Below are 20,309 nucleotides of genomic sequence, written 5' to 3'. Positions count from 1 at the left end.
TTTAGTCGCCTTTTGGGGCAAGGAGCTTAAGGTATAGTACCCCTATTATTAAAAGTAGAAACACGATAAAAACTGATATGGCAGAAGCTTCCCCAAGACGGAATACCTTAAAGGCTGTTCTATAAATCAAGACTGGTAAAGTCTGTGTAGCGTTTCCTGGCCCTCCTTGAGTCGTTAACCAGATTAGGTCAAAGGTATTGAAATTCCAAGCGAATGCCAGGAAACCAACGAACCATATCATTGATCCCAGTAAGGGGAAAGTTATGTAACGAAACTGCTGGAAGCTTCTTGCTCCATCTACTGCTGCTGCTTCGAAAACACTTTCTGGGATGCTTTGTAGTGCTGCCAGGATTAACAGGGTTCCAAAGGGCATGAATTTCCATGAATTAAGAAGTATTAAAAAGGGCATGGCTGTAGAAGAGTTACCAAGAAAGTGAACGGGTTTTTGGATGATTTTGGCAAAAAGGAGGAACTCATTAATTATGCCAATTCTTGGAAGTAGCATCCAGCGCATGCAAATTGCGATTGCTACCGAGGGAACTATCCAGGGTAGCATAATTAGCGATCTGGCCAGATTTATTCCTTTCATCCTTCTATTTAAGAGCAAAGCGATTCCCATAGGGATTGATAGCTGAATTACGAGGTTGCCGATGGCCCAGACAAAACTTCTGGTTAACGAGTTAATAAATACTTGATTTTCTAATAGTCCCGCGAAATTTTTTAAACCGACGTAATTTCCCGAAGCTTCACCAAAAGAAATATCTTGAAAAGCCAAAAGAAAGGCTGATATGCATGGGTAGGCAAAAACGAAAATCAAAAGAGCCAAAAGAGGTAATAGTGGTAAATATTGCCGCAATCCTCTTGAGGACTTTTTTCCCAATTTGTTTCCCCCTCGTTGCTGCCCCTGTCGGCACTAAGTGCCGACAGGGGCAGATGCCATGTAAATATTTACACAAATATTAATTTTAATTACTGAGATACTGGCACAGAATATTTTTCCATTTCCTGGTGACCCCAAGCTACTGCTTCTTCAACACTCATTTGCCCGCTGACTACCTTATTTACCACTTCTGCTAGTACGTCGGCACCTGTGATATCTCCTATGCCCAGATTGACCCATTTACCATATTCGAAGCCATAAAGGGTTGCATATTCTTGCAGTGCCTCGAAGGCTACTTTGTGGATATTTTCGAATCTCTTTACTATGGGGTTTTCCCAGTATTCCTTGGCTTGGGAAGCAGCGACTGTGGTTGGGAAGAAACCACCCGGCTCCTGTTCCGCGGTTAAGATAGCATTGATTTCGGGGCGCATCATGAACTTTATGAAGTTTTTGATTGCGTTCATGTGTTTTTCACCATTTTTAAGGGTGTCTTTGTAAATATGAATTTCGTTTGGATACGTTATGGTGCCGCGTTCTTTTCTATCTTTGAAGTAAGGAATATGGGCTGCGTCGTAATCGTTGCTATCGAATTCTTCATGGAATCTTTTCTGTACTGATGGGAAGTAGGGTGACATGGCTATGGTACCTGCAGCTATATTAAGTTCAATTTCTCCCCAGGACCAAGCTTCTGCCCCAGGGGGAGCGTATTGGAAAAATTCTTTGTATAGTTTTAGGGCTTCTATAGTTTTTGGGTTGTTAAAAATAACTCTGCCGTTTTCATCAAAGAACCTTGCTCCAGCACTTGCAAGGAAAATGTAAGCTTGCTCATCAGTCATAAGATTTTTTGCTCCACCTATTCCTATACCGTATACTTCTTCCTCAGAAGCTTCGGTGATTTTTTTGGCATATTCTAAAGCTTCGTCCCAAGTTTTTGGAGGTTCCTTGGTACCCAGATACTCTTCAAAGAAGCTGGGGCGATATGTGAGAAGCATTACCATAGTAAATATGGGCACACCCCAGTATTCTCCGTCGTGAGCGTATATATTCCTCTGGTTTGGGAAGAATTGGTATTTTTCATCGATTTCATTTACCAGGTCTGTTACCGGTGCTACTGCTCCTGCTTTATACATGGTAAGCAACAAATCAGGTATTGAGAATTGGAAATCGGGAAGTGTTCCTGCTTCCATCGCAGAAAGTGTTTTAACCCATGCATCACCCCACATGACAACTTCTTGGTTGATCTCCACATCAGGGTTTTCTTTTACAAACAGGTCTATCACTTTTTGAAAGGCAGCTACACGGTGTGCCGGGGCTTCGTGGTGCCAAAAAGTTATCTCAATTTTTTCCTGGGCGACAGAAGAAGCGGTGGTTACAAAAAGTAATCCCATTAGGCATAGCACAACCAATAAACTTTTTTTCATTGTGTTAACCCTCCTTTTTGTCCGGCATTTAGCCGGATTATAATCTTTTTACAGGTTTTTGATACGATGATAATATTCTTCCTGGTAACGAGCGTTTGCTTCGTCTCCTCCGACTCTGTTGGCGCTCATCCAGACGGGCGGCTTGAAACCTTTACTAAGCATGTACTTACAAGCTTCTATTTCGATTCTTCGTACTATGTATGAGTCAGTCACCTGGGATATAGGTGCTATGGGACGATCAAAGCCTTCGAGTTCAATAACAGCGTCTCCTACAGGATTGTAATCATCAATGAACAGGTCTACAATGTCCATCAGATTTTTCTTACTTGGATGGCGAGTATAGTGGTCGAGGGGGATTTCTTTTTGCCAGGGAGAACCGCCCACTCCTATAGTGTAGGCGCCTTTTGCTTTGCATTCTAAAGCGGCATCGATTGTAGCAGCGTTGACTCCGATGTTGTTGAAAATGATTGCTACATCTCCTGGGCCAACCTTGTAATAGTCAATTACTCTGTTCATATAGCCGGGACATCTTTCAATGCGCATACCATGAAGTGCACCGCTTGCTCCGTAAAGTGCTCCAATTGGTATTATAAGATTTACTGGTACAAGTCCACCTGCACGGTAAAACATGTCGTATGCTGGAAGACAGGTGTGACCTCCGGTACCGACAACATGAACAAGTTTCCCTGCCATGATTGCATCGCCTATGGCTTGACCCGCTTTTTTAAAGTTTTCTGCTTGTTCTTTTTCGATTTTTTGCAGGAAATCAATACAAATATCCAGGAATGATTTTTGATTAGACATAAAACTCCTCCTTTCATATTTTAATATTTAAGCATAGGATATAATAGGTTATAATAGTTGTCAACAACTTTATAGTAAATCACAATAAATCGGAGGGAGAAAAATGAAAGGAGTTTTCTTTTACGATCTCTGGAAAAGAGAAAAGTCACAGAACATTGAAACAATCTTTCCTTCCTGGTCTGATGGAGAGGTTATTGTTATATTTTCACCACATGATGATGATGCTTTACTGGGAGCTGGATACTTGTTACAGGTAGTTAGAGAATTTGGTGCTCAAGTGTATGTGGTGATTGCTTGCAATGGTTGTGGAGGTTATACCACTCTTGATGAAAAAGAGAGAATTGTGGAAATTAGAAAGGAAGAAACAATTAGGGCTTACGCTAAGGTTGGTGTTGGTATGGAGCATATAATAAGATTAGATTTTCCTGATTTCAGCCTTAGGCCTAATCTCGGTTGGAAGATGCCCTGGGGTGGATTTGGGACATTTGAAAAGACCATTAGAATTCTTAGGGAGCTGAAAACTACTAGACTATTGTTGCCTAATCCCTATAGGGAACATGCTGACCATGAGGCTACTTACCTGATGGGAGCTTGGGATGGTCCACAGGCTGGTGATCCTATTATGCCCGATTATGGAAAGCTCGAGTTTCCCATTAAGAGCTATCTTGAGTATTCAGTATGGGGAAAATTTTCTCCTTTTCACGCTCTTTGTGCAGGGCAAGACCCCGCTATCAGTGCTAATAAAGCTATCGTTGTGTCCAAAGAGCTGGAGGACAAGGTGGTCGAGGCCCTTTCTGAATACAGAAGTCAGGCTGCAATTATTTCTGACCTGGTAAGCCAAAGATTAAAGAAGAAAGTGGAGGAAAACTTCTTTGTTGAACTTTTTCTTTCTTTCGAGGCCAGGCCTAAATTTGACTTTAAGCCTTATTTAGAGTTAATTAGAAACATAAAGTAAGGTATATCGTAGGGAGTTTATTAGAATATTAGATTGGAATAAGGAGTGTTTTTATGTCTCTTGATATAAGAAAGTCCTCTCCTATACCGTTGCATGTGCAACTTAAGAGATTAATTTTGGAAATGATCGAGAGGGGGGATATTAAGCCGGGTGATAGGATTTACTCTGAATCTGAGTTGTGCGAAAAGTTTGGTATAAGTCGGATTACTGTCAGGAGGGCGATTGAAGACCTGGCGCGGGAGGGTTATCTACAGAAGGTACCGGGGAAGGGAACTTTTGTTTCGAAATCTAAGATTGTTGAAAAACTTGGCCATTTGGTTACTTTCACCGAGGATATGTTGTCTCGTGGGCTGAAGCCAGGGAGTAAATTGCTAAGACGTTCTCTTGTAGAAGCTAACTCACAAATAGCGAAGCATCTTAGACTTACTGAAGAAAATAGTCGTGTAATATTTGTAGAACAATTACTGTTTGCTGATGATCAACCCATTTGTTTGAGAAAGGTGTTTCTGCCATTCAATCTTTTTAAAGACTTTCTTGGGACCAGTGTTGCAGAACTTGAAGAAAAAGACCTGTGTTATATATTGAATACTTTCATTTCTAAACCTGTTGTTTGGGCAAGACAGACATTAGAATCGGTTCTAATCGAAAAGGAAGAAGCTGCACTTTTGAAAGTTCCTGAAGGGTTCCCGGGTCTTTTCTGTACACGGATAACCTTTGATGAAACGGATTCTCCTATCGAGTATGTTGAATTTTTGTATCGGGCTGACCGCTACAAGTTTGTTGTGAACTTGGTCCGACCTGGTTTTTCGAAGAATCATCATTTGTCATCCAATAATGTTGTATATTAGTCCACAATGTTGGTATGCTGAGGAGGTGCTTTTGGTTGACCATTTTCCGTTACTCTTTAGCCAAGTTTATCCCCTTTCAGGATCGGGAAGAATGTGAGCGAGTTAGAAAAATAACCAAAGAAGAAATCACCAAGCATCCCAACCCTGACTTCAAAATCCGCATCATCGAGAACAAAGAAGATTTCTATTTCCAGTTCGCTCTGGACATCGTCACTCGCATTGTGGAGGCTCGTGAAAAAAATCAAAAGCTGGTACTCATTCTACCAGTTGGCCCCATGCCTCAGTACCCCATTGCTACAGAGATGATTAACAGGTTGCGCATTCCCATGGACCACGTGTACACCTTCAACATGGATGAGTACGCTGACGAGGAAGGCAACACGGCTCCTCCCACCTGGCCAGGTTCTTTCCAGAAAGCCATGTGGGACGGTTTCTTTTCAAAGATTGACCCCAAACTCCGTCCTCCCGAAAGAAACATTCACTTCCCAACCAAAGAAGTTCTGAATGACTACGCCAAAATGATTGCTGACCTGGGTGGTGCAGACTGCTGCTATGGCGGTGTAGGCTGGTGTGGTCACATTGCCTTCTGGGAAGCACATCTTGGTTTTGAATTTGGCGATGACCTGGAAGCTTTTAAGCAGGCTGGACCCCGCATCGTGGAGCTGCATCCTATGACCATCATGCAGAATGCATTGCATTCTTTCAGTGGAGACTGGTCCTGGGTACCACCCAAAGCAGCCACCATTGGTCCTGCTCAGATTGTGCAGGCTAAAGACCGCAGCTTCTGGCTGGATGGCTATATCGGTGGAGGAGTGAGCTGGCAGCGCTTCATAGCCCGTCTTGCTGCTCACGGAAGGGTGAACACCCTGGTGCCTGCCTCTATCCTGCAGACTCTGCCAGGAACCTACACCATGCTTGGTGGGGTGGCTGATAACGTAGAGATACACATGTCCTGAGAAAACAGTTCAGGCATTGAGGAGGTGAGGTACAACCTGGAAAATTTTTGCTGCTTCTGTTTTGTGTAAGCAAAAACCATTAACAACTTAGGAGGGACAGAGATGAAAAAACTAACTGTATGTTTGGTTGTGGTAGCTTGTGTGTTGTTTGTTTTAAGTGTGCCAGCTTTGGGCAAGGTTGCCATAAGCGGTCTTTTCATGAAACAGGCGGGTTACCAGGAAAGTGATATTCGTGCTATGACTGACGAGTTTCTGAAACAGAACCCGGATATTGAAGTGAATCTTTCTTTTGTCGCTTATGAGGAGCTCCACGACAAAATTGTGGTGGCTGCAGCCAGCGGGGCGGGAACCTACGATGTTATTCTTCTTGATTGTATCTGGCCTGCCGAATTTGCGGAGGCGGGTTGGCTTCTGGATGTAACCGATCGGCTCTCTGAGGAAGACCGCGCTGATATCTTCCCGGAAGTGCTTTCTTCAGTTACCTACAAGGGGAGACTATACGGTATGCCCTGGCTGAACGACTGGGAGTACTTCTTTTACAACAAAAAGATGCTCGAAGATGTGGGAGCAAATCCTCCCACCTACTGGCCTGAAGTGATAGATATTTCTAAAAAACTAAAAGAAGCCGGAATTGTTACCTATCCCATCATCGATGCCTGGGGACAGGGTGAAGCAGTGGTTATTCAGTGGTTGCAGTACGCGGTTGGTATGGGTGGTAAGCTCTTTGACGAAAATGGCAACCCGATTATGAACCAGGGAGCTCCACTCAAAGCTCTGGAGTTCATGGTTGACAATATGAAAGCTGGTTACTTTAATCCTGCTTGCGTCGAATCTTTCTATGAAGAAGTGCGCCGGGTATTTTCTTCAGGTCAGGCTGCTTTTGGACTTAACTGGACTTACATGTACAATCTGGCTAACGACCCCCAGGAATCACAGATTGCGGGTAACGCTGTTTTAACGCTTATTCCAGGATTTCCTGAAGGAAGAAGGAGTGCTACCTGCAATGGTGGAATGGGTTTGAGCATCATGAAGACCAGCAAATACCCTGATGAAGCCTGGAAATACGTAACCTACCTTGCCAGCAGGGAAGTGCAGAAAAAATATAGCCAGAATGCTCTTCCCATTTGGAAATCGCTTTACGATGATCCGGAACTAATTGCTCAGCAGCCTGAACTCATCAAGGTGGCCAAGGAACAGATTCGCTATGTTTTCGACCGTCCTCAAGTTCCCTGGTACTCGCAATTTTCCCTGATTATGAGCGAAGAATTGCAGGCAGCGCTTACTGGTGCTAAGACACCGCAACAGGCCATGGATGATGCGGTGTCCAGAGCTAAGGAAGTTATGAAACGCTACTAAAACATAGGGCGGGATACCCCGCCCTATGTTTTTATGGAGGAAGAGATGGATGAGGAGCTCAAGAAGCTTTAGAAGAAAAGAGGCTTACTTTGCTTGGTTGCTGATTCTTCCCGCTTTTGTTTTCATAGGCATCATTATTTTCTATCCCATGGCACTTTCTTTTTACATGAGCCTTTTCCAGATAGATCTTACCAGACGGGCAATGGGTACTCCTTTTGTGGGATTGCGTAATTACCTTGAGATCCTGAAGAGCTCTTACTTCTGGGAGTCCATGGGCAGAACTGCCTATTTTACAGTGGTTTCCATCGCCTTGGAAATGGTGGCTGGTTTTCTGATTGCTCTGCTTTTAAACGAAAAATTCAGAGGTAGAGGAATGTTAAGAAGTCTCCTGCTTTTGCCCTGGGCTTTGCCCATAACTGTGGATGCTATCATGTGGAAGTGGATTTTCAATGCGAACTACGGTGCATTTAATGCCTTGCTCACCCAGATAGGCATTCTGGATTCCTATCGACCCTGGTTGACCAACCCCTGGAGTGCCATGCACTGCGTTATTATCGCTGATGTTTGGAAAGTAACCCCACTGGTTGCGCTTCTTTTGCTTGCGGGTCTTCAAACCATACCCCGTGAGTTGTATGAAGCAGCAGTGGTTGATGGAGCTACTTGGAGATCTTACCTGTTCCGCATACTCATCCCTTTGTTGACTCCCACTTTTCTGGTGGTTCTGGTTTTACGGACTCTGGACGCTTTTAGGGTGTTTGATATTATTTACATCATGACTCAGGGAGGACCTGCCAATGCCACCAAGGTCATTTCTTTTCTCACCTATCAGGAAGCTTTTAAATTCTTGCACTTTGGAAGAGGTGCCGCACTGGCCTATATAATTACCCTGGTGGTGGCGCTTTTAGCACTTATGTATACAAGGACTATGCGCAGGCAAATCGAGTATTGAGGTGGGCCAAATGGGGATTAAAAGACAAAAGAAAGTGCGTTCTCTTATAATAGGCATATTTGCGGTGTTGCTGACTCTGGTGCTTATTGCACCACCTCTGTGGCTCTTTATATCCAGCATTGCCGATTTGCAGGAACTTTTGCGGGTGCCTTTGCGCTGGATTCCTGAGCGTCCTTCACTAGAGCGCTACGTTAAAATACTTTTTTCACAGGGGCCAGAGAGCGAATTTCGCAGAATCATGTGGAACAGCTTCTTCGTGGCTCTTTTTGTAACTATGATTTGTGTTGCTCTGGGTTCTCTCGCTGCCTATGCTTTCTCACGTTTGCGCTTTCCAGGCAAAGAAAAAATTCTTTTTGTGCTTCTTTTTTCCTATATGCTGCCCCCGATAGCGGTGATTATTCCTCTCTATCAGATTTTCAGTAGATACCGGATGCTGGATACCCGTCAGGCATTGATTCTCGTTTATTCAGCGATTCTGGTTCCTTTTGTTATCTGGTTGATGCGCACTTATTTTGATACCATACCCAGAGATCTTGAAGATGCTGCCAAAATAGACGGGTGCTCCCATCTGGGAACCCTTTTCCGGGTCATTTTCCCGCTTTCCTTACCGGGAATTGTGGCAACACTACTCTTTGCGTTTTTAATGTCCTGGGAAGAGTTTTTTATTGCTTTAATTTTAACTTCCACCCCTCAGGCCAAAACCGTGCCGGTTGCTATCGCCGAGTTTTCAGGACGGCATTCCATTGATTTTGGGATGATGTCTACCGGGGGAATTCTGGCAGCCCTTCCTCCCATTTTGATTGCGTTTCTGTTTCAGCGCTATATCATTGGAGGACTGCTCTCGGGTGCGGTTAAAGGGTAGAGCTGGCTTTACTTTTTACTGGGTGATGCAACTTAAAGTACTGTTCGGGATTTAAAAAGTGGTGTATAATGTATAAAGCAAAGTGAATAGAGGTTAAAGCCGGGGGAGCTCCATAATGCGGGGCTGAGAGGAGAGCGCAAGCTCTCGACCCTTAGAACCTGATCTGGTTAATGCCAGCGGAGGGAGTTGGCTAAACCAAGCTAAAAAGCCACCTGTCTTCCTGGCAGGTGGCTTTTTTTATGGAACCAAATTTGTGGGGAGGGAAGTTACAATGCGTTCTATACATCTTCGTTCGCTAATTTACACTGCGTTGTTTGCAGGTTGTGCAGTGTTGGTTTCTGGCATTCACTTTCCAGTTGGTCCCACCAAGGTCTTTCCCTTTCAGCACACGGTAAACGTTCTGGCAGGGATTGTTCTTGGCCCCTGGTATGGAGCGCTGGCGGCTTTTCTTGCTGGGATTATCCGCATCTCAATTGGCACAGGCACCATTTTCGCCATACCGGGGGGTATTCCAGGAGCACTGGTGGTAGGTCTTATGTATCGAGTTTTCAAAAGTGATTGGGTAGCCCTTACTGAACCCATTGGTACTGGGCCGATCGGGGCCACTTTAAGTGCGTTGATTGTTGCCCCTTTGATTGGCAAAACTGGGACCTGGCTGTTTTTCCAGTCCGCTTTTCTGGCCAGCAGCATTCCAGGAAGCATCATCGGCCTCGTGCTCGTTAAGTCCTTGCGCAAAGTTGTAAACCTTGATGTATGCTACGAAGGGAGTGTTAAAAAATGCTGAATGGTGTGCAACCCATCCCTAAGGAAAGTCGTAAATTACGGGGTATCGACTTCTTCTTGCTCTGGGCTGGGGCAGCGATTGCTATCTCTGAAGTGTGGGCAGGCGGCATGCTTGCCCCCCTTGGCTTTTGGGCCGGGTTATGGGCGGTTTTGTTGGGCCATGTAATTGGCAACACACCGCTTGCTCTGGGAGGAGTCCTGGGGAGTGACCTGGGTATTCCAGCCATGGTTTCAGTGCGTCTGGCTTTTGGAAGGTGGGGTTCATATTTGGCTTCGGTTTTGAATATCATTCAGCTTCTGGGCTGGACGGCAGTGATGGTCATCATCTGTGCCCAGTCATGTGAAGTCATAGCCAGCACGCTTTTTGGCTACAGTAACCTGAAATTGTGGATGATTATAGCTGGTTTGGGAAGTACTTTATGGGCAATGGTGGGTAGCCGCTTCTGGCAGTGGATGCAGAGGATTGCGGTGGTAGCCCTGGGTGTTTTATGTCTTTTTATGACTTACAGCGTGTTCCGGGAAATTTCCTGGGAAGAGCTCCTCAGGATACGAGGAAGTGGTGGGCTTCCTTTTGGCGCAGGTTTAGATTTAGTCATTGCTATGCCCATTTCCTGGCTTCCCCTGGTTGCTGATTATTCGCGTTTTGCCAGGGACACCCGTTCTTCTTTCTGGGGTACCTGGTGGGGGTATTTCATGGTGAGTTCCTGGATGTATTTCCTGGGTCTTTCCTCAGCGCTGGTAACTGGAAAAAGCGACCCCATACCCGCTATGCTAGCTTTGGGTTTTGGCCTGATAGCATTTTACATCGTTCTTTTTTCTACCTTTACCACCACTTTTCTGGATATTTACTCAGCTGCAGTTTCTTTTTTAAACATCCGGCCTCGGGTGAAGGAGCGTCTGGCTACGCTGGTTTTTGGTGTTGCAGGCACTGTGCTGGCGCTCTTTTTCCCCATGGATAGATACGAAAGTTTCCTTTTTTTAATTGGTGCTGTCTTTGTGCCTCTTTTCGGGGTGGTTATATTCGACTATTTCTTTTACCGAAAACGGAATGTTGACATTGCCGAACTATATGAGCGGTGTCCTTTACTGGTCTGGCAGGGAGTGGTTTCCTGGGCGGTGGGGCTTTTGCTGTATGAAATTTTGCTTTATAAGTTACCAGCTCTGGGTGCTTCGGTTCCCAGTTTTGTGGTTTCTGGCTGTTTGTATCTTGCTTTGCGGAGGAAATGAACTATGGAGAAGACTTTTGGAGAGATTCTGGAAAGAGTGAGAAGTAAAAGACCCCTGGTGCATCACATAACCAACATTGTGGTGGCTAATGACAATGCAAATTGTATGCTGGCAGTGGGGGCGCTTCCAGTAATGGCTTATGCCCGGGAAGAGGTTGAGGAAATGGTGGCTCAGGCTCAAGCTCTGGTCATCAACTTGGGGACACTCACCGGGGAAGTTGTGGAGAGCGCCATCCTTGCTGCCCGAAAGGCTAATGAAGTTGGGATACCAGTCATTCTTGATCCAGTAGGTGCAGGAGCTACTTCTTTTCGCACCCAAAGCGCGTTGCAAGTGCTTGAAACAGCAAAAGTATCTGTTTTGAGAGGGAATCGGGCAGAGATTGCCTCTCTTTTGGGAATGCGAGCTCTGGTAAGGGGAGTGGAGTCAGGAGAAGTGGAAGAAAGCCCTTGCGCCATTGTTGAGAAGGCCAGCCTGCGTTTTGGGACTGTGGTAGCGATTACCGGTGAAGTGGACTGGGTGAGCGATGGAAAGCGAGTGATTCGTGTTTTCAACGGTCATCCTTTGCTTACCAAAGTTACCGGGACTGGATGTATGGCAACTTCGCTTTGTGGCGCTTTTTGCGGTGTAGAAAAAGACTTTTTAATGGCTACTGCGGCTGCTCTCTCTTTTCTGGGAGTGTGTGCGGAAAAGGCAGCACCTTTTTCTCTGGGTCCAGCAAGCTTTAGGAACCATCTTTTTGATATGATGTATAAAGTGGATGGGGATACTTTTGCCCGTATGGCGCGTTTCGAGGTGGAAAGCTTATGAGAGACTTTTCTCTTTACGTCATACTGGATAAGGCCGTGCAGCGAGGTCGTTCACACCTTGAAGTTGCTCGGGAAGCAATCCGTGGTGGGGCAACGGTCATTCAACTGCGAGAGAAAAATCTTCCTACCCGCCCCATTTTTGAGGAAGCTCTCAAACTGCGCCAGCTGACCAGAGAGCTGGGCGCGCTTTTTATTGTTAATGACCGCCTGGATGTAGCGCTGGCTGTCTCTTCGGATGGGGTGCACCTTGGTGAGGAGGACCTTCCAGTTGATGTGGCCAGGAAGTTGGCTTCGAATATCATCATTGGCTGCTCCTGCGATACCGTGGAAAGGGCCAGAGAACTTGAGCGCCTGGGCGCTGATTACCTGGGTGTGGGAACGGTTTTCCCCACTGCGACCAAAAAAGACGCCGGTGAGCCCATTGGCCTTTCCCGGTTAAAGGAAATCAAGCAGGCAGTGCGTATCCCGGTGATTGCCATTGGGGGTATTAACCTTTCCAACCTGGATGCGGTTTTGGAAACTGGCGTGGATGGAGTAGCTGTGGTTTCGGCGATTGTGGGAGCAGAGTCGGTGTTTGAGGCAGCTTCTCTTTTCAGAAAAAAGATTGATGCCTGGAGAAAACCATGAGTTATCTGGGAGAAATTGGAGAATTCGGTTTTATCGAGAGGATAAAAGCGACCTTCTCGACTTCTTCTCCTTTGCTCTTGCAGGGTATTGGCGATGACTGTGCGGTTTTTAAAGGAAGAGAGGGTTGGCATACCCTGGTTACTTGTGATGCTCAGGTTGAGGATGTGCATTTCAAGACGGGTCTTTTCCCTCCCTTTTTGCTTGGCAGGCGCATTCTGGCAGTTAATGTGAGTGATATCGCGGCCATGGGTGGGCTGCCCCGCTTTGCTCTGCTTTCCTTTGCGTTGCGTCCGGAACTTGAAGAGAAGTGGCTTTCTGAAGTACTGCGGGGTATCAAAGAAGAAGCGGAGCGTTTTGGAGTGGAAGTTATTGGTGGCAATCTCTCGAGCATTGCAAGTTCTTTGGTTTTTGACGTTACCCTGATTGGAGAGGTGGAGAGTAAATACCCCTTGCTTTTGCGCAAAAACGCTCGGGTTGGCGACCGTGTCCTGATTACGGGTTACCCGGGGGAGGCAGCCTGTGGGCTCCAGATAATCCTTGAGGGGAGTCAGGAAGAAATAGTCCGCTTTGAAAGGCTTTGCAGGCGTTGCTTTGCACCTTCGCCCCGCCTTGAGGAAGGGAGAGTTATTGCTGAAAGCGGTTACCCTTGTGCGCTTATCGATGTTTCCGATGGTCTTTTGCAGGATCTTTCTCACTTACTTGATGCAAGCCAGGTAGGAGTAGTGATTCACCTTGAGGATTTGCCTCTTTCTGGCGAGGTGCAGGAATTTGCGCGTGAGAAGGGGATAGATCCTTTTCTGCCGATCCTTTCGGGTGGAGAAGATTTTGAGCTTTTGTTTACCGCTCCTCCCTGGCTTGCCGAGGAACTGCAAAGGGAAATTCAGCGCAGGACTGGTACTCCGGTCTGGGTTATTGGTGAAGTGGTTGAGGAGAGAGGTTTGCGACTGTATCGGGAAGGGAAAGAGGTCTCCATTGATCGCAGGGGCTGGAATCACTTTGGAAGGGGGAGGGCCTGAAGCGGTGAAAAGAGCTTTGAGTATCGCTGGTTCGGATTCAGGTGGAGGAGCAGGTATTCAAGCGGATCTGAAAACCTTCTGCGCTTTTGGAGTGTACGGTATGACGGCCATTACCGCGGTGACCGCTCAAAACACGCAGCGGGTGGAAGCAATACAAGCACTCTCGCCTCAGATGGTGGCTGCTCAAATCCGCTGTGTTGTTGAAGACATTGGCGTGGATGCAGTTAAGACGGGGATGCTCTTTAGTAGCGACATCATCGAAGTGGTAGCTGCGGAACTTGCTCGCTTCCAAATCAAAAATTTGGTCGTGGACCCGGTAATGGTGGCTAAAAGCGGGGCACGCTTACTGCGGGAAGATGCCATCCAGAGTCTTATGACAAGGCTTTTGCCCCTTGCTTTGTTGGTGACTCCCAACCTTCCCGAAGCACTTATTCTGGCTGGTATGGAAAAAATAGAAGGTCTTGAGGAAATGCAGGAAGCAGCCCGAAGAATTCGTGAAAAGGGGGTCAGGGCGGTGCTCATTAAGGGGGGACATCTTCCCGGAGAAGAGACCCTGGATCTCTTTTTCGATGGAGAGCAGTTTCATCTTTTTCGTGGTAAACGCATCAGCACCAGAAACACTCATGGCACAGGATGCACTTATTCTGCAGCCATTTGCGCTCTTTTAGCCCTGGGTTATAATTTGCCTGAGGCAGTAGGGGAGGCCAGAAGGTACATGGAACTGGTGATTACTCATTCTTTACCTTTGGGAGGAGGTTTTGGACCTACCAATCACCTGGCTCCGCTTTTTATAAAAGCCGAAATAAATCCCCAGGAGGGTGGAAAGCTCTGGTGAGTGGAGTGTTCAGGGTTGGTACTTCGGGTTGGACCTATGAGCACTGGAGAGGTCTGTTTTATCCTCCAGAGCTTCCTCAGCGAGAGTGGTTCGCTTATTATACTGGCGTTTTTGACACCGTGGAAGTCAATTCCAGCTTCTACCACCTTCCCCGTCCCTCAACGGTAGAGCGCTGGTACCAGTTAGCTCCACCTGGTTTTCTTTTTGCGGTGAAGGGTAGTCGTTACATCACTCACCTTAAGAGATTGCAGGGAGTAGAAGAAGCTCTAAATCGCTTTTTTGAAATATGTTCTCTCTTTGGGGAGAAACTTGGTCCCATTCTTTTCCAGTTTCCTCCCCGAATGACCTTTCAGCGGGATGTTTTCGCTGCTTTTCTGGAACTTCTTGAAAAAGAGAAGCATCTCTATGCTTTTGAGTTTCGCAATCCTTCTTTTTTCTGCGATGAAGTTTTTGAAATGTTGCAGAAACACAATTTCTGTCTCTGTTTTGCCGATACTCCCCGTTACCCTTATCAGGAAGTGTTGACGGCTTCTTTTGTGTATTTACGGCTCCACGGAAGCCAGAGCCTTTATACTCATTGTTACAGTGAAGAGGAGTTGCAGGTATGGGCCGAGAAGATAGAAAATTGGCTTACAGAGCGTGATGTGTATTGTTATTTCGATAACGACTACCAGGGATATGCCATTTCCAACGCTTTGCGGTTGAGGGAGCTGGTTTTGGGGAAGGGGGAGTAGATCTTTCAGGAATAGAAAGCTGGATGTGAGGTAAAATAGTAAAGAATAAGCCTTTATGGAGGTTTTGTAAGTTGCAGGACGCAATTGTGCTTGATACCAGCGTGTTTACCAACCCAGACACTTTTCCCCAGTTTGGCGAAAACCCTGAGCAAGCTGTAGAGAATTTTATTCAGCTGGCAAGCCGCTCGCCGCTTCAGTTTTTCATGCCCCTTTCGGTGTACCAGGAATTACAAAAAGTGGTGGATTTTGAGCTGGTTTCCGGCAAGCTGGAGCTGGTGGTTAAGATTCGTTCTCCCCGCCGCTTCATGCTGATGATACCTGCTGAAATTCTCTACCAGTTTATAGAGGAGTTGCGAGAGCGCATCAACAAGGGTTTACGTATTGCAGAACAGGCATTGACCACCCGGGATATTTCCGAAGAAGAACTAATTAGAAGATTACGTGCCCGCTACCGAGAAGCTCTGCGTCAGGGAATCATAGATAGCAAGGAGGATATGGATGTTATTCTGCTGGCTTTTGAGCTTGACGCTGTGCTGGTGAGTGCTGACCAGGGCATCAGCACCTGGGCTGACAAGCTGGGCATAAAACTGCTTGAAGCAGGTAGCTTGCGCTCTTTGATGGAGAGCTCAATCGAACACCGCCTGACCCCTTAAGAGGTTGGCAAGCAAAGAAGTGGAACGCAGGAATACCTTGTCGAAAGTGAGCACCCAGAAGCCGTTTTCCCTGATTAGTGAGCGTTTTTTGACCCTTATGGTCGATGAAGCGCGGTTCAAAAGCTGAAGTAAAGCTTCGGCTCGTTCTGGATTGTGGAAACGGCAGGAAAAAGTGTGGTATATCCTTCTTTGCCTTTTAAACTTATTGAGAGCATCTTCAAAACCCTCAAGCAACGCTTTGCCCGCTTCATAAAAGAGACGGTCGTCGCACTTCTTTCCCAGTTCGTCGAGTGAAATAATAAGTCGGCTCAGACGATTTATGTAGAAATGGGGCGGTAGCTCCTCAAGGAGTTCTGAGGAAACTTCAATGTCGTGGAGATTAGCAAAGGGAGTGACGAACTTTAACCTTTTTCCCCCATCAAGTGATTTTAGAACTATGCCCTCTCTTTTTTCCTCGTTTAACCGATTTAAAAGCTCATAGAGCCTTTTGATTTCCTGGGGTTCAAATACACCATAATTCTCTACCGCAGGGAGCTGGTAGGCCTTGATGATTTCCCATTTCTCAAGGGGTGGTAAGAAATTACCTTTTTCATCGATAATGTCAAACACGAAAGCCCTCACATCCTCTTTCACGTAAGGAGGATGCGCTTCTATGTAGGGGTTTTCCGGCCCAGCGATTTCAGCACAGATAACCCACTGGGGATGGTCGTTGAAAAATTGTGTGGGAAGAAGGTCAGGAATGCGGTCGGTTGTAAAAGGACAGATGAGCCCAGAGCGAGTAAAAGCCAACATTTTACCAGAGACTTTAGCGATTCTTGCATTGTAGCCGTCAACTTTTTCTTCAACGAGGAAGGGACCCTTGAAGTGGCGGGGCACTCCACTGGCTATTCGCATGATTCGTGCTATACGAGGATAAGAAGGAATAACCCGCTCCTCGATTACTACTGTGCCTCGAGGAATGTCTTTCCATTCTTCGAGGAATGGGAAATACTTTATATCCTCAAAATTTGCTTCTTGGATTGCTCCTTCTTTAAGCGCGTCGAGGATTTTTGCTTTTTCCACGGGGGATATTATATCACGTCTTGATGGTTGTATTTGACCGTTTTTTGGCTTCAGGTATTAGTGAAAAAATTTTTAGCGTTTGCCGGTTGACAAATATTTGTGAGAACGTTACCATAATCCTGGAAGGAGGAAGTGGATGGCAAAAAAAGAAATAGTAACCATAAAAGACGTGGCCAGGGAAGCTGGAGTGTCGGTAGCAACCGCGAGCAGAGCTCTTGGTGGTTATGGTTATGTGAGTAAAGAAGCAAAGTCCAGAGTTCTGGAAGCGGCCAGAAAGCTTGGTTACAACCATAACCTGGTTGCCAAAAGCTTGCGTACTCGAAAAACTTATACCTTAGGGTATCTTTTGCCAGATATTGCCAATCCCTTTTATGCAGGTATTGCGCGAGGGATTCAAGATGTGGCTTTTGAGCAAGGTTACAGTGTAATCATCTGCAATAATGATAACGATATCACAAAGACCGAGCGTTTTTTGAAAATGTTTATTCGCAACCGGGTAGAAGGAATCATTTACTCAGCACCCTTTAACCAGGCTTTGAAGGAAATGGCTGAAACTGCCATTGCTAATGGTATTCCAGTGGTGAATTGCTATGGTTCAACCCGGGTTGCTGCACTGGATACGGTGACTGGAGACGCTGAGGGAGGCTGCTATAAAGCGGTCAGACACCTGCTCGAGCTCGGTCATCGCAAAATAGGCTTTCTGAAAGTAAGGGGGAGCGGGATTAGCAAACGGCGCTTTGCTGGTTGCAAGAGGGCATTGGAAGAGGCTGGAGTGGAGATATTTCCAGAGTTGGTTGTGGAGGTGAGTGATTACTCACAGGCAAGTGGCTATCTGGGCGCTAAAATGCTTTTTGCAAGAAAAGAACTTCCTACTGCAGTTTTTGCCTTTAGTGAGCAGCTGGCGATAGGTGTTTTGAAAGCAGCTCGGGAGAATTCCATTTCTATTCCAGAAAGGCTTTCGCTGATTGGGGTAGATGATGTTATTGGGGAAGTACTTGAACCCCCCTTAACCAGTGTGAAAATTCCCACTTATGAAGCAGGGAAGGCAGCAGCTACGCTGCTATTAGAGCGGATTGAGAAGCAGATTGAAGAAAATTCGAGGGAGGTGGTTCTTGAGGAGAAGTTGATAGTTAGAGAGTCGACAAAAGCACCTGAGCGGTAAAGGATTTTTCTTAGAAAGGAGGTGTCTTAATTAAAAGTGGGGTTGTCGCAGGAGAAAGAGTGAGTATTTTTCGGGTTTTCTCCAAAAAACGTTTTGTAAGGAGGTTTAGAAAGATGAGGAGAATATTGATAGTGCTGGGTGTTATAAGTGTGATGCTTTTAGTGAGCTGGGGCATGTTTGCGTGTGCCCAGACGGAAATAACTATATGGTGCCATGGTTTTGACCCACACCGCAGAGGCTTCGAGAGAGTTGCTTCTATGTTTATGGAAAAAAATCCTGATATAAAGGTTACGGTAGAACCTCAAGCTGATATTGCAACTAAGATTAAATCAGCCCTTGCTGCTGGAGAAGCAAGCGATATATTTACCCCTCGTGGAGAAGACATTATGGAGATGGTCTATACTAAATCGATTCTCCCGTTCCCTGAAGATATCTTTACAGTGGAAGAATTAAAAGAAAAATGTTGGCCAGAGTATTATCTTCAGGCTCCTTTTGATAAAGTTTATGCATTTGGAATTCCTGATCCACTTGGTGACGCTGGAATAGTGATAAATTTGGATATGCTTGTAGAAGCGGGTCTTGAAAAAGTAGATAGATTTACATCGATGGAACAGATGTTGGAATACGCAGAGAAACTCACTAAAAGAGATTCTCGAGGCAATGTTGAGATAGCAGGGTTTAGTGCACGTGAGTATAATAACCAAGTTTACTTCTGGGATTTTATAGCTGAACAAGGGGGAAAGTTTTACGATAATGATACGGGTCTATTTAACTATCAGACCGAGGAAGCAAGAAAGGCTTTGCAATTTTTCTATGATATATACTACACTTACAGATTTGACAGCGTAGATTTACCTGCTAGTTTTGATGCCTTGGCTCAAGAGTTGGCTGCTATGGCGTTTATGTGGGGAGAGTATATACCTTTTTCTAAAATGACGTATCCAGAACTTAACTTTGGTTTTGCTATAAAGCCTCCGTTCTTTGGTGCCACCGAGCCAATAGTGACTCATGTAGATACTTGGAACGTTGCTGTTTGGAGTGGGACCAAGCACAAAGATGTCGCTTTTAAATTCGTTGCTTACATGACGACCCCTGAAGCGCAGCTTGCTTTTTTAGAAGAAAATCCAGGCATATCGCCGTTAAAGGAGCTGGCAAAACCTGAATATTTCCAAGATGAGCTTCGCTCTTGGTTGCTTCCACTGTTAGATCTTTTACCCAAAGCAAAGTTTTGGGGGCCCTTTGGAAATGACAGCATCATCAAAGATTCTTTGCAGCGTCTCATGAGTTCTGTTATTTACCAAGAGATGACCGTTGAGGAAGCATTAGAGGAAATGACAAAGCAGTGTAACGAAGCTATAACCAATTTTAGAAAAAAGTACCCAGAAGCTCCAAAAGCAAAAATTGAGTGGTAAGAAGAGGTTTATAGTGGTAACGAGGAAAGTATATACTTTTCTCGTTACCACTTTTTTCTTGGAAGGGGGGAGCGTGCATTTGAAAACAAAATATTTTCCTTTGGTTGTGCTTGTACCAGTTACAGCGTGGTTTATGGTTTTTTTCTTTTACCCAGCTATAAATTCTTTTAGAATTAGTATGTATGAGTGGAATGTTATTGATCCCGCCGGTAGCCCTTTTGTTTGTCTAGCTAATTATAAAGAACTTTTTAGGGATAAAACTTTCCTTGTTTCTATTAAGAATACATTTATTTTTGTTGCAATTAGAATTTTTCTGGGTATCCCTATTGGTCTTTTTGTGGCGGTGCTTCTTGAGAGAATAAATAAACTTCGGAACCTCTTTTTAGGTTTGATATTTGCTCCTTACGTAGCAAGCATTACTTCTATGAGTATTTTGTTTCGCTGGCTTTTACAGCCGAAATTCGGAATGGTAAATCAGGTTTTAGAATTGCTAGGTCTACCTACGCAGAGATTTCTCTCTCACCCAGGTCAGACTATCGTGGCAGCTTCTTTGGTGGATATTTGGCAGAGCCTCGGTTATAGCGCTGTACTTTTCCTTGCCGGTTTGCTTGAAATACCAAAAGACTTTGAGGAAGCGGCGCGCATTGATGGGGCAAACGAATGGCGGGTTTTTTTTAGAATTAAGTTGCCCCTTTTGGCGAATGTAACTCTCTTTGTATTTGTTACTACTTTAATTGGTGCATTTCAAGTATTTGAAAGAGTTGCTATGTTAGCAGCTCCTAGTATGAATGACGTTAGGCCCAGTAATTATGTCATGTCGTTTTTTATTTATAGATATGCTATTCACCATATGAGACTGGGATACGCGTGTGCTGCAGCGGTAATCATGTTTGCCGTTATTTTTGTTTTTACGCTTATACAGCTGAAAGTCTTAAGAAGGAGATGGGAATATTGAAGAGGA

At 45.4% G+C, this 20,309-nt stretch carries 21 protein-coding genes and 1 riboswitch; of the genes, 17 read left to right on the top strand and 4 right to left on the bottom strand.

What is annotated here, in order from left to right:
- Position 1: 1 nt before the first annotated feature.
- The 3 genes from QBE54_RS07650 to QBE54_RS07640 form a co-directional block, all read right to left on the bottom strand.
- Positions 2-589 (bottom strand): carbohydrate ABC transporter permease, encoded by a 588-nt coding sequence (locus QBE54_RS07650; protein ID WP_369017605.1) that lies wholly within the window; start codon positions 587-589, stop codon positions 2-4.
- Positions 590-969: 380 nt separating this feature from the next.
- Positions 970-2,301 (bottom strand): ABC transporter substrate-binding protein, encoded by a 1,332-nt coding sequence (locus tag QBE54_RS07645; protein WP_369017604.1) that lies wholly within the window; start codon positions 2,299-2,301, stop codon positions 970-972.
- 48 nt (positions 2,302-2,349) lie between these two features.
- Positions 2,350-3,105 (bottom strand): sugar isomerase domain-containing protein, encoded by a 756-nt coding sequence (locus QBE54_RS07640; protein ID WP_369017603.1) that lies wholly within the window; start codon positions 3,103-3,105, stop codon positions 2,350-2,352.
- Between the two features lie 103 nt (positions 3,106-3,208).
- Between QBE54_RS07640 and QBE54_RS07635 the strand changes: the two genes are divergently transcribed.
- From QBE54_RS07635 to QBE54_RS07570, 14 genes are all read left to right on the top strand, one after another.
- Positions 3,209-4,060, top strand: coding sequence for a PIG-L deacetylase family protein (locus QBE54_RS07635; protein ID WP_369017602.1), 852 nt, complete (start codon positions 3,209-3,211; stop codon positions 4,058-4,060).
- 53 nt (positions 4,061-4,113) lie between these two features.
- Positions 4,114-4,908: a GntR family transcriptional regulator gene (locus QBE54_RS07630; RefSeq protein ID WP_369017601.1), complete on the top strand. Its 795-nt coding sequence runs from the start codon at positions 4,114-4,116 to the stop codon at positions 4,906-4,908.
- 35 nt (positions 4,909-4,943) lie between these two features.
- Positions 4,944-5,864, top strand: coding sequence for a 6-phosphogluconolactonase (locus tag QBE54_RS07625; protein WP_369017600.1), 921 nt, complete (start codon positions 4,944-4,946; stop codon positions 5,862-5,864).
- Positions 5,865-5,966: 102 nt separating this feature from the next.
- Positions 5,967-7,220 (top strand): extracellular solute-binding protein, encoded by a 1,254-nt coding sequence (locus QBE54_RS07620; RefSeq protein WP_369017599.1) that lies wholly within the window; start codon positions 5,967-5,969, stop codon positions 7,218-7,220.
- Positions 7,221-7,269: 49 nt separating this feature from the next.
- Complete coding sequence (locus tag QBE54_RS07615) at positions 7,270-8,169, top strand: carbohydrate ABC transporter permease (RefSeq protein ID WP_369017598.1); 900 nt, start codon at positions 7,270-7,272, stop codon at positions 8,167-8,169.
- 10 nt (positions 8,170-8,179) lie between these two features.
- Positions 8,180-9,031 (top strand): carbohydrate ABC transporter permease, encoded by an 852-nt coding sequence (locus tag QBE54_RS07610; protein ID WP_369017597.1) that lies wholly within the window; start codon positions 8,180-8,182, stop codon positions 9,029-9,031.
- Positions 9,032-9,124: 93 nt separating this feature from the next.
- Positions 9,125-9,234, top strand: a riboswitch (TPP riboswitch).
- 68 nt (positions 9,235-9,302) lie between these two features.
- Positions 9,303-9,815: an energy coupling factor transporter S component ThiW gene (gene thiW, locus QBE54_RS07605; RefSeq protein ID WP_369017596.1), complete on the top strand. Its 513-nt coding sequence runs from the start codon at positions 9,303-9,305 to the stop codon at positions 9,813-9,815.
- Positions 9,809-11,041 carry a putative hydroxymethylpyrimidine transporter CytX gene (cytX, locus tag QBE54_RS07600; RefSeq protein ID WP_369017595.1) on the top strand — a complete coding sequence of 411 codons (1,233 nt, stop codon included), beginning with the start codon at positions 9,809-9,811 and terminating at the stop codon, positions 11,039-11,041. Before thiW ends, cytX begins: the two co-directional genes overlap by 7 nt.
- Before the next feature lie 3 nt (positions 11,042-11,044).
- The gene (gene thiM / locus QBE54_RS07595; protein ID WP_369017594.1) at positions 11,045-11,848 is read left to right on the top strand and encodes a hydroxyethylthiazole kinase; all 804 of its coding nucleotides are present in this window, start codon (positions 11,045-11,047) and stop codon (positions 11,846-11,848) included.
- On the top strand, positions 11,845-12,474 hold the full coding sequence (gene thiE / locus QBE54_RS07590) for a thiamine phosphate synthase (protein WP_369017593.1): 630 nt from the start codon (positions 11,845-11,847) through the stop codon (positions 12,472-12,474). Before thiM ends, thiE begins: the two co-directional genes overlap by 4 nt.
- Entirely contained in the window at positions 12,471-13,490 is a 1,020-nt protein-coding gene (gene thiL / locus QBE54_RS07585) for a thiamine-phosphate kinase (RefSeq protein WP_369017592.1), read from the top strand. The genes thiE and thiL overlap by 4 nt, the downstream gene beginning before the upstream one ends.
- A 4-nt stretch (positions 13,491-13,494) precedes the next feature.
- A complete protein-coding gene (thiD, locus tag QBE54_RS07580) occupies positions 13,495-14,325 on the top strand; it encodes a bifunctional hydroxymethylpyrimidine kinase/phosphomethylpyrimidine kinase (protein WP_369017591.1) in 831 nt (276 codons plus the stop codon).
- Positions 14,322-15,059, top strand: a complete 738-nt coding sequence (locus QBE54_RS07575; RefSeq protein ID WP_369017590.1) for a DUF72 domain-containing protein — start codon at positions 14,322-14,324, stop codon at positions 15,057-15,059. Before thiD ends, QBE54_RS07575 begins: the two co-directional genes overlap by 4 nt.
- Before the next feature lie 71 nt (positions 15,060-15,130).
- Positions 15,131-15,712 (top strand): RNA ligase partner protein, encoded by a 582-nt coding sequence (locus QBE54_RS07570; RefSeq protein ID WP_369017589.1) that lies wholly within the window; start codon positions 15,131-15,133, stop codon positions 15,710-15,712.
- Here the strand turns inward: QBE54_RS07570 and QBE54_RS07565 are convergent.
- Positions 15,686-16,774, bottom strand: coding sequence for an RNA ligase (locus QBE54_RS07565; RefSeq protein ID WP_369017588.1), 1,089 nt, complete (start codon positions 16,772-16,774; stop codon positions 15,686-15,688). The genes QBE54_RS07570 and QBE54_RS07565 overlap by 27 nt on opposite strands.
- 136 nt (positions 16,775-16,910) lie before the next feature.
- On the opposite strand from QBE54_RS07565, the gene QBE54_RS07560 reads away from it, so the two are divergent.
- The 3 genes from QBE54_RS07560 (at position 16,911) to QBE54_RS07550 (ending at position 20,303) form a co-directional block, all read left to right on the top strand.
- Complete coding sequence (locus QBE54_RS07560) at positions 16,911-17,936, top strand: LacI family DNA-binding transcriptional regulator (RefSeq protein ID WP_369017587.1); 1,026 nt, start codon at positions 16,911-16,913, stop codon at positions 17,934-17,936.
- Between the two features lie 113 nt (positions 17,937-18,049).
- Complete coding sequence (locus tag QBE54_RS07555; protein ID WP_369017586.1) at positions 18,050-19,348, top strand: extracellular solute-binding protein; 1,299 nt, start codon at positions 18,050-18,052, stop codon at positions 19,346-19,348.
- A gap of 79 nt (positions 19,349-19,427) precedes the next feature.
- On the top strand, positions 19,428-20,303 hold the full coding sequence (locus QBE54_RS07550; protein ID WP_369017585.1) for a carbohydrate ABC transporter permease: 876 nt from the start codon (positions 19,428-19,430) through the stop codon (positions 20,301-20,303).
- Positions 20,304-20,309 lie beyond the last annotated feature (6 nt).

The sequence above is a fragment of the Thermatribacter velox genome (assembly GCF_038396615.1).
GTDB lineage: Bacteria > Atribacterota > Atribacteria > Atribacterales > Thermatribacteraceae > Thermatribacter > Thermatribacter velox.
The sequence above is the reverse complement of the archived record's forward strand: the minus strand, read 5'-3'. Positions and strand labels throughout refer to the sequence as shown.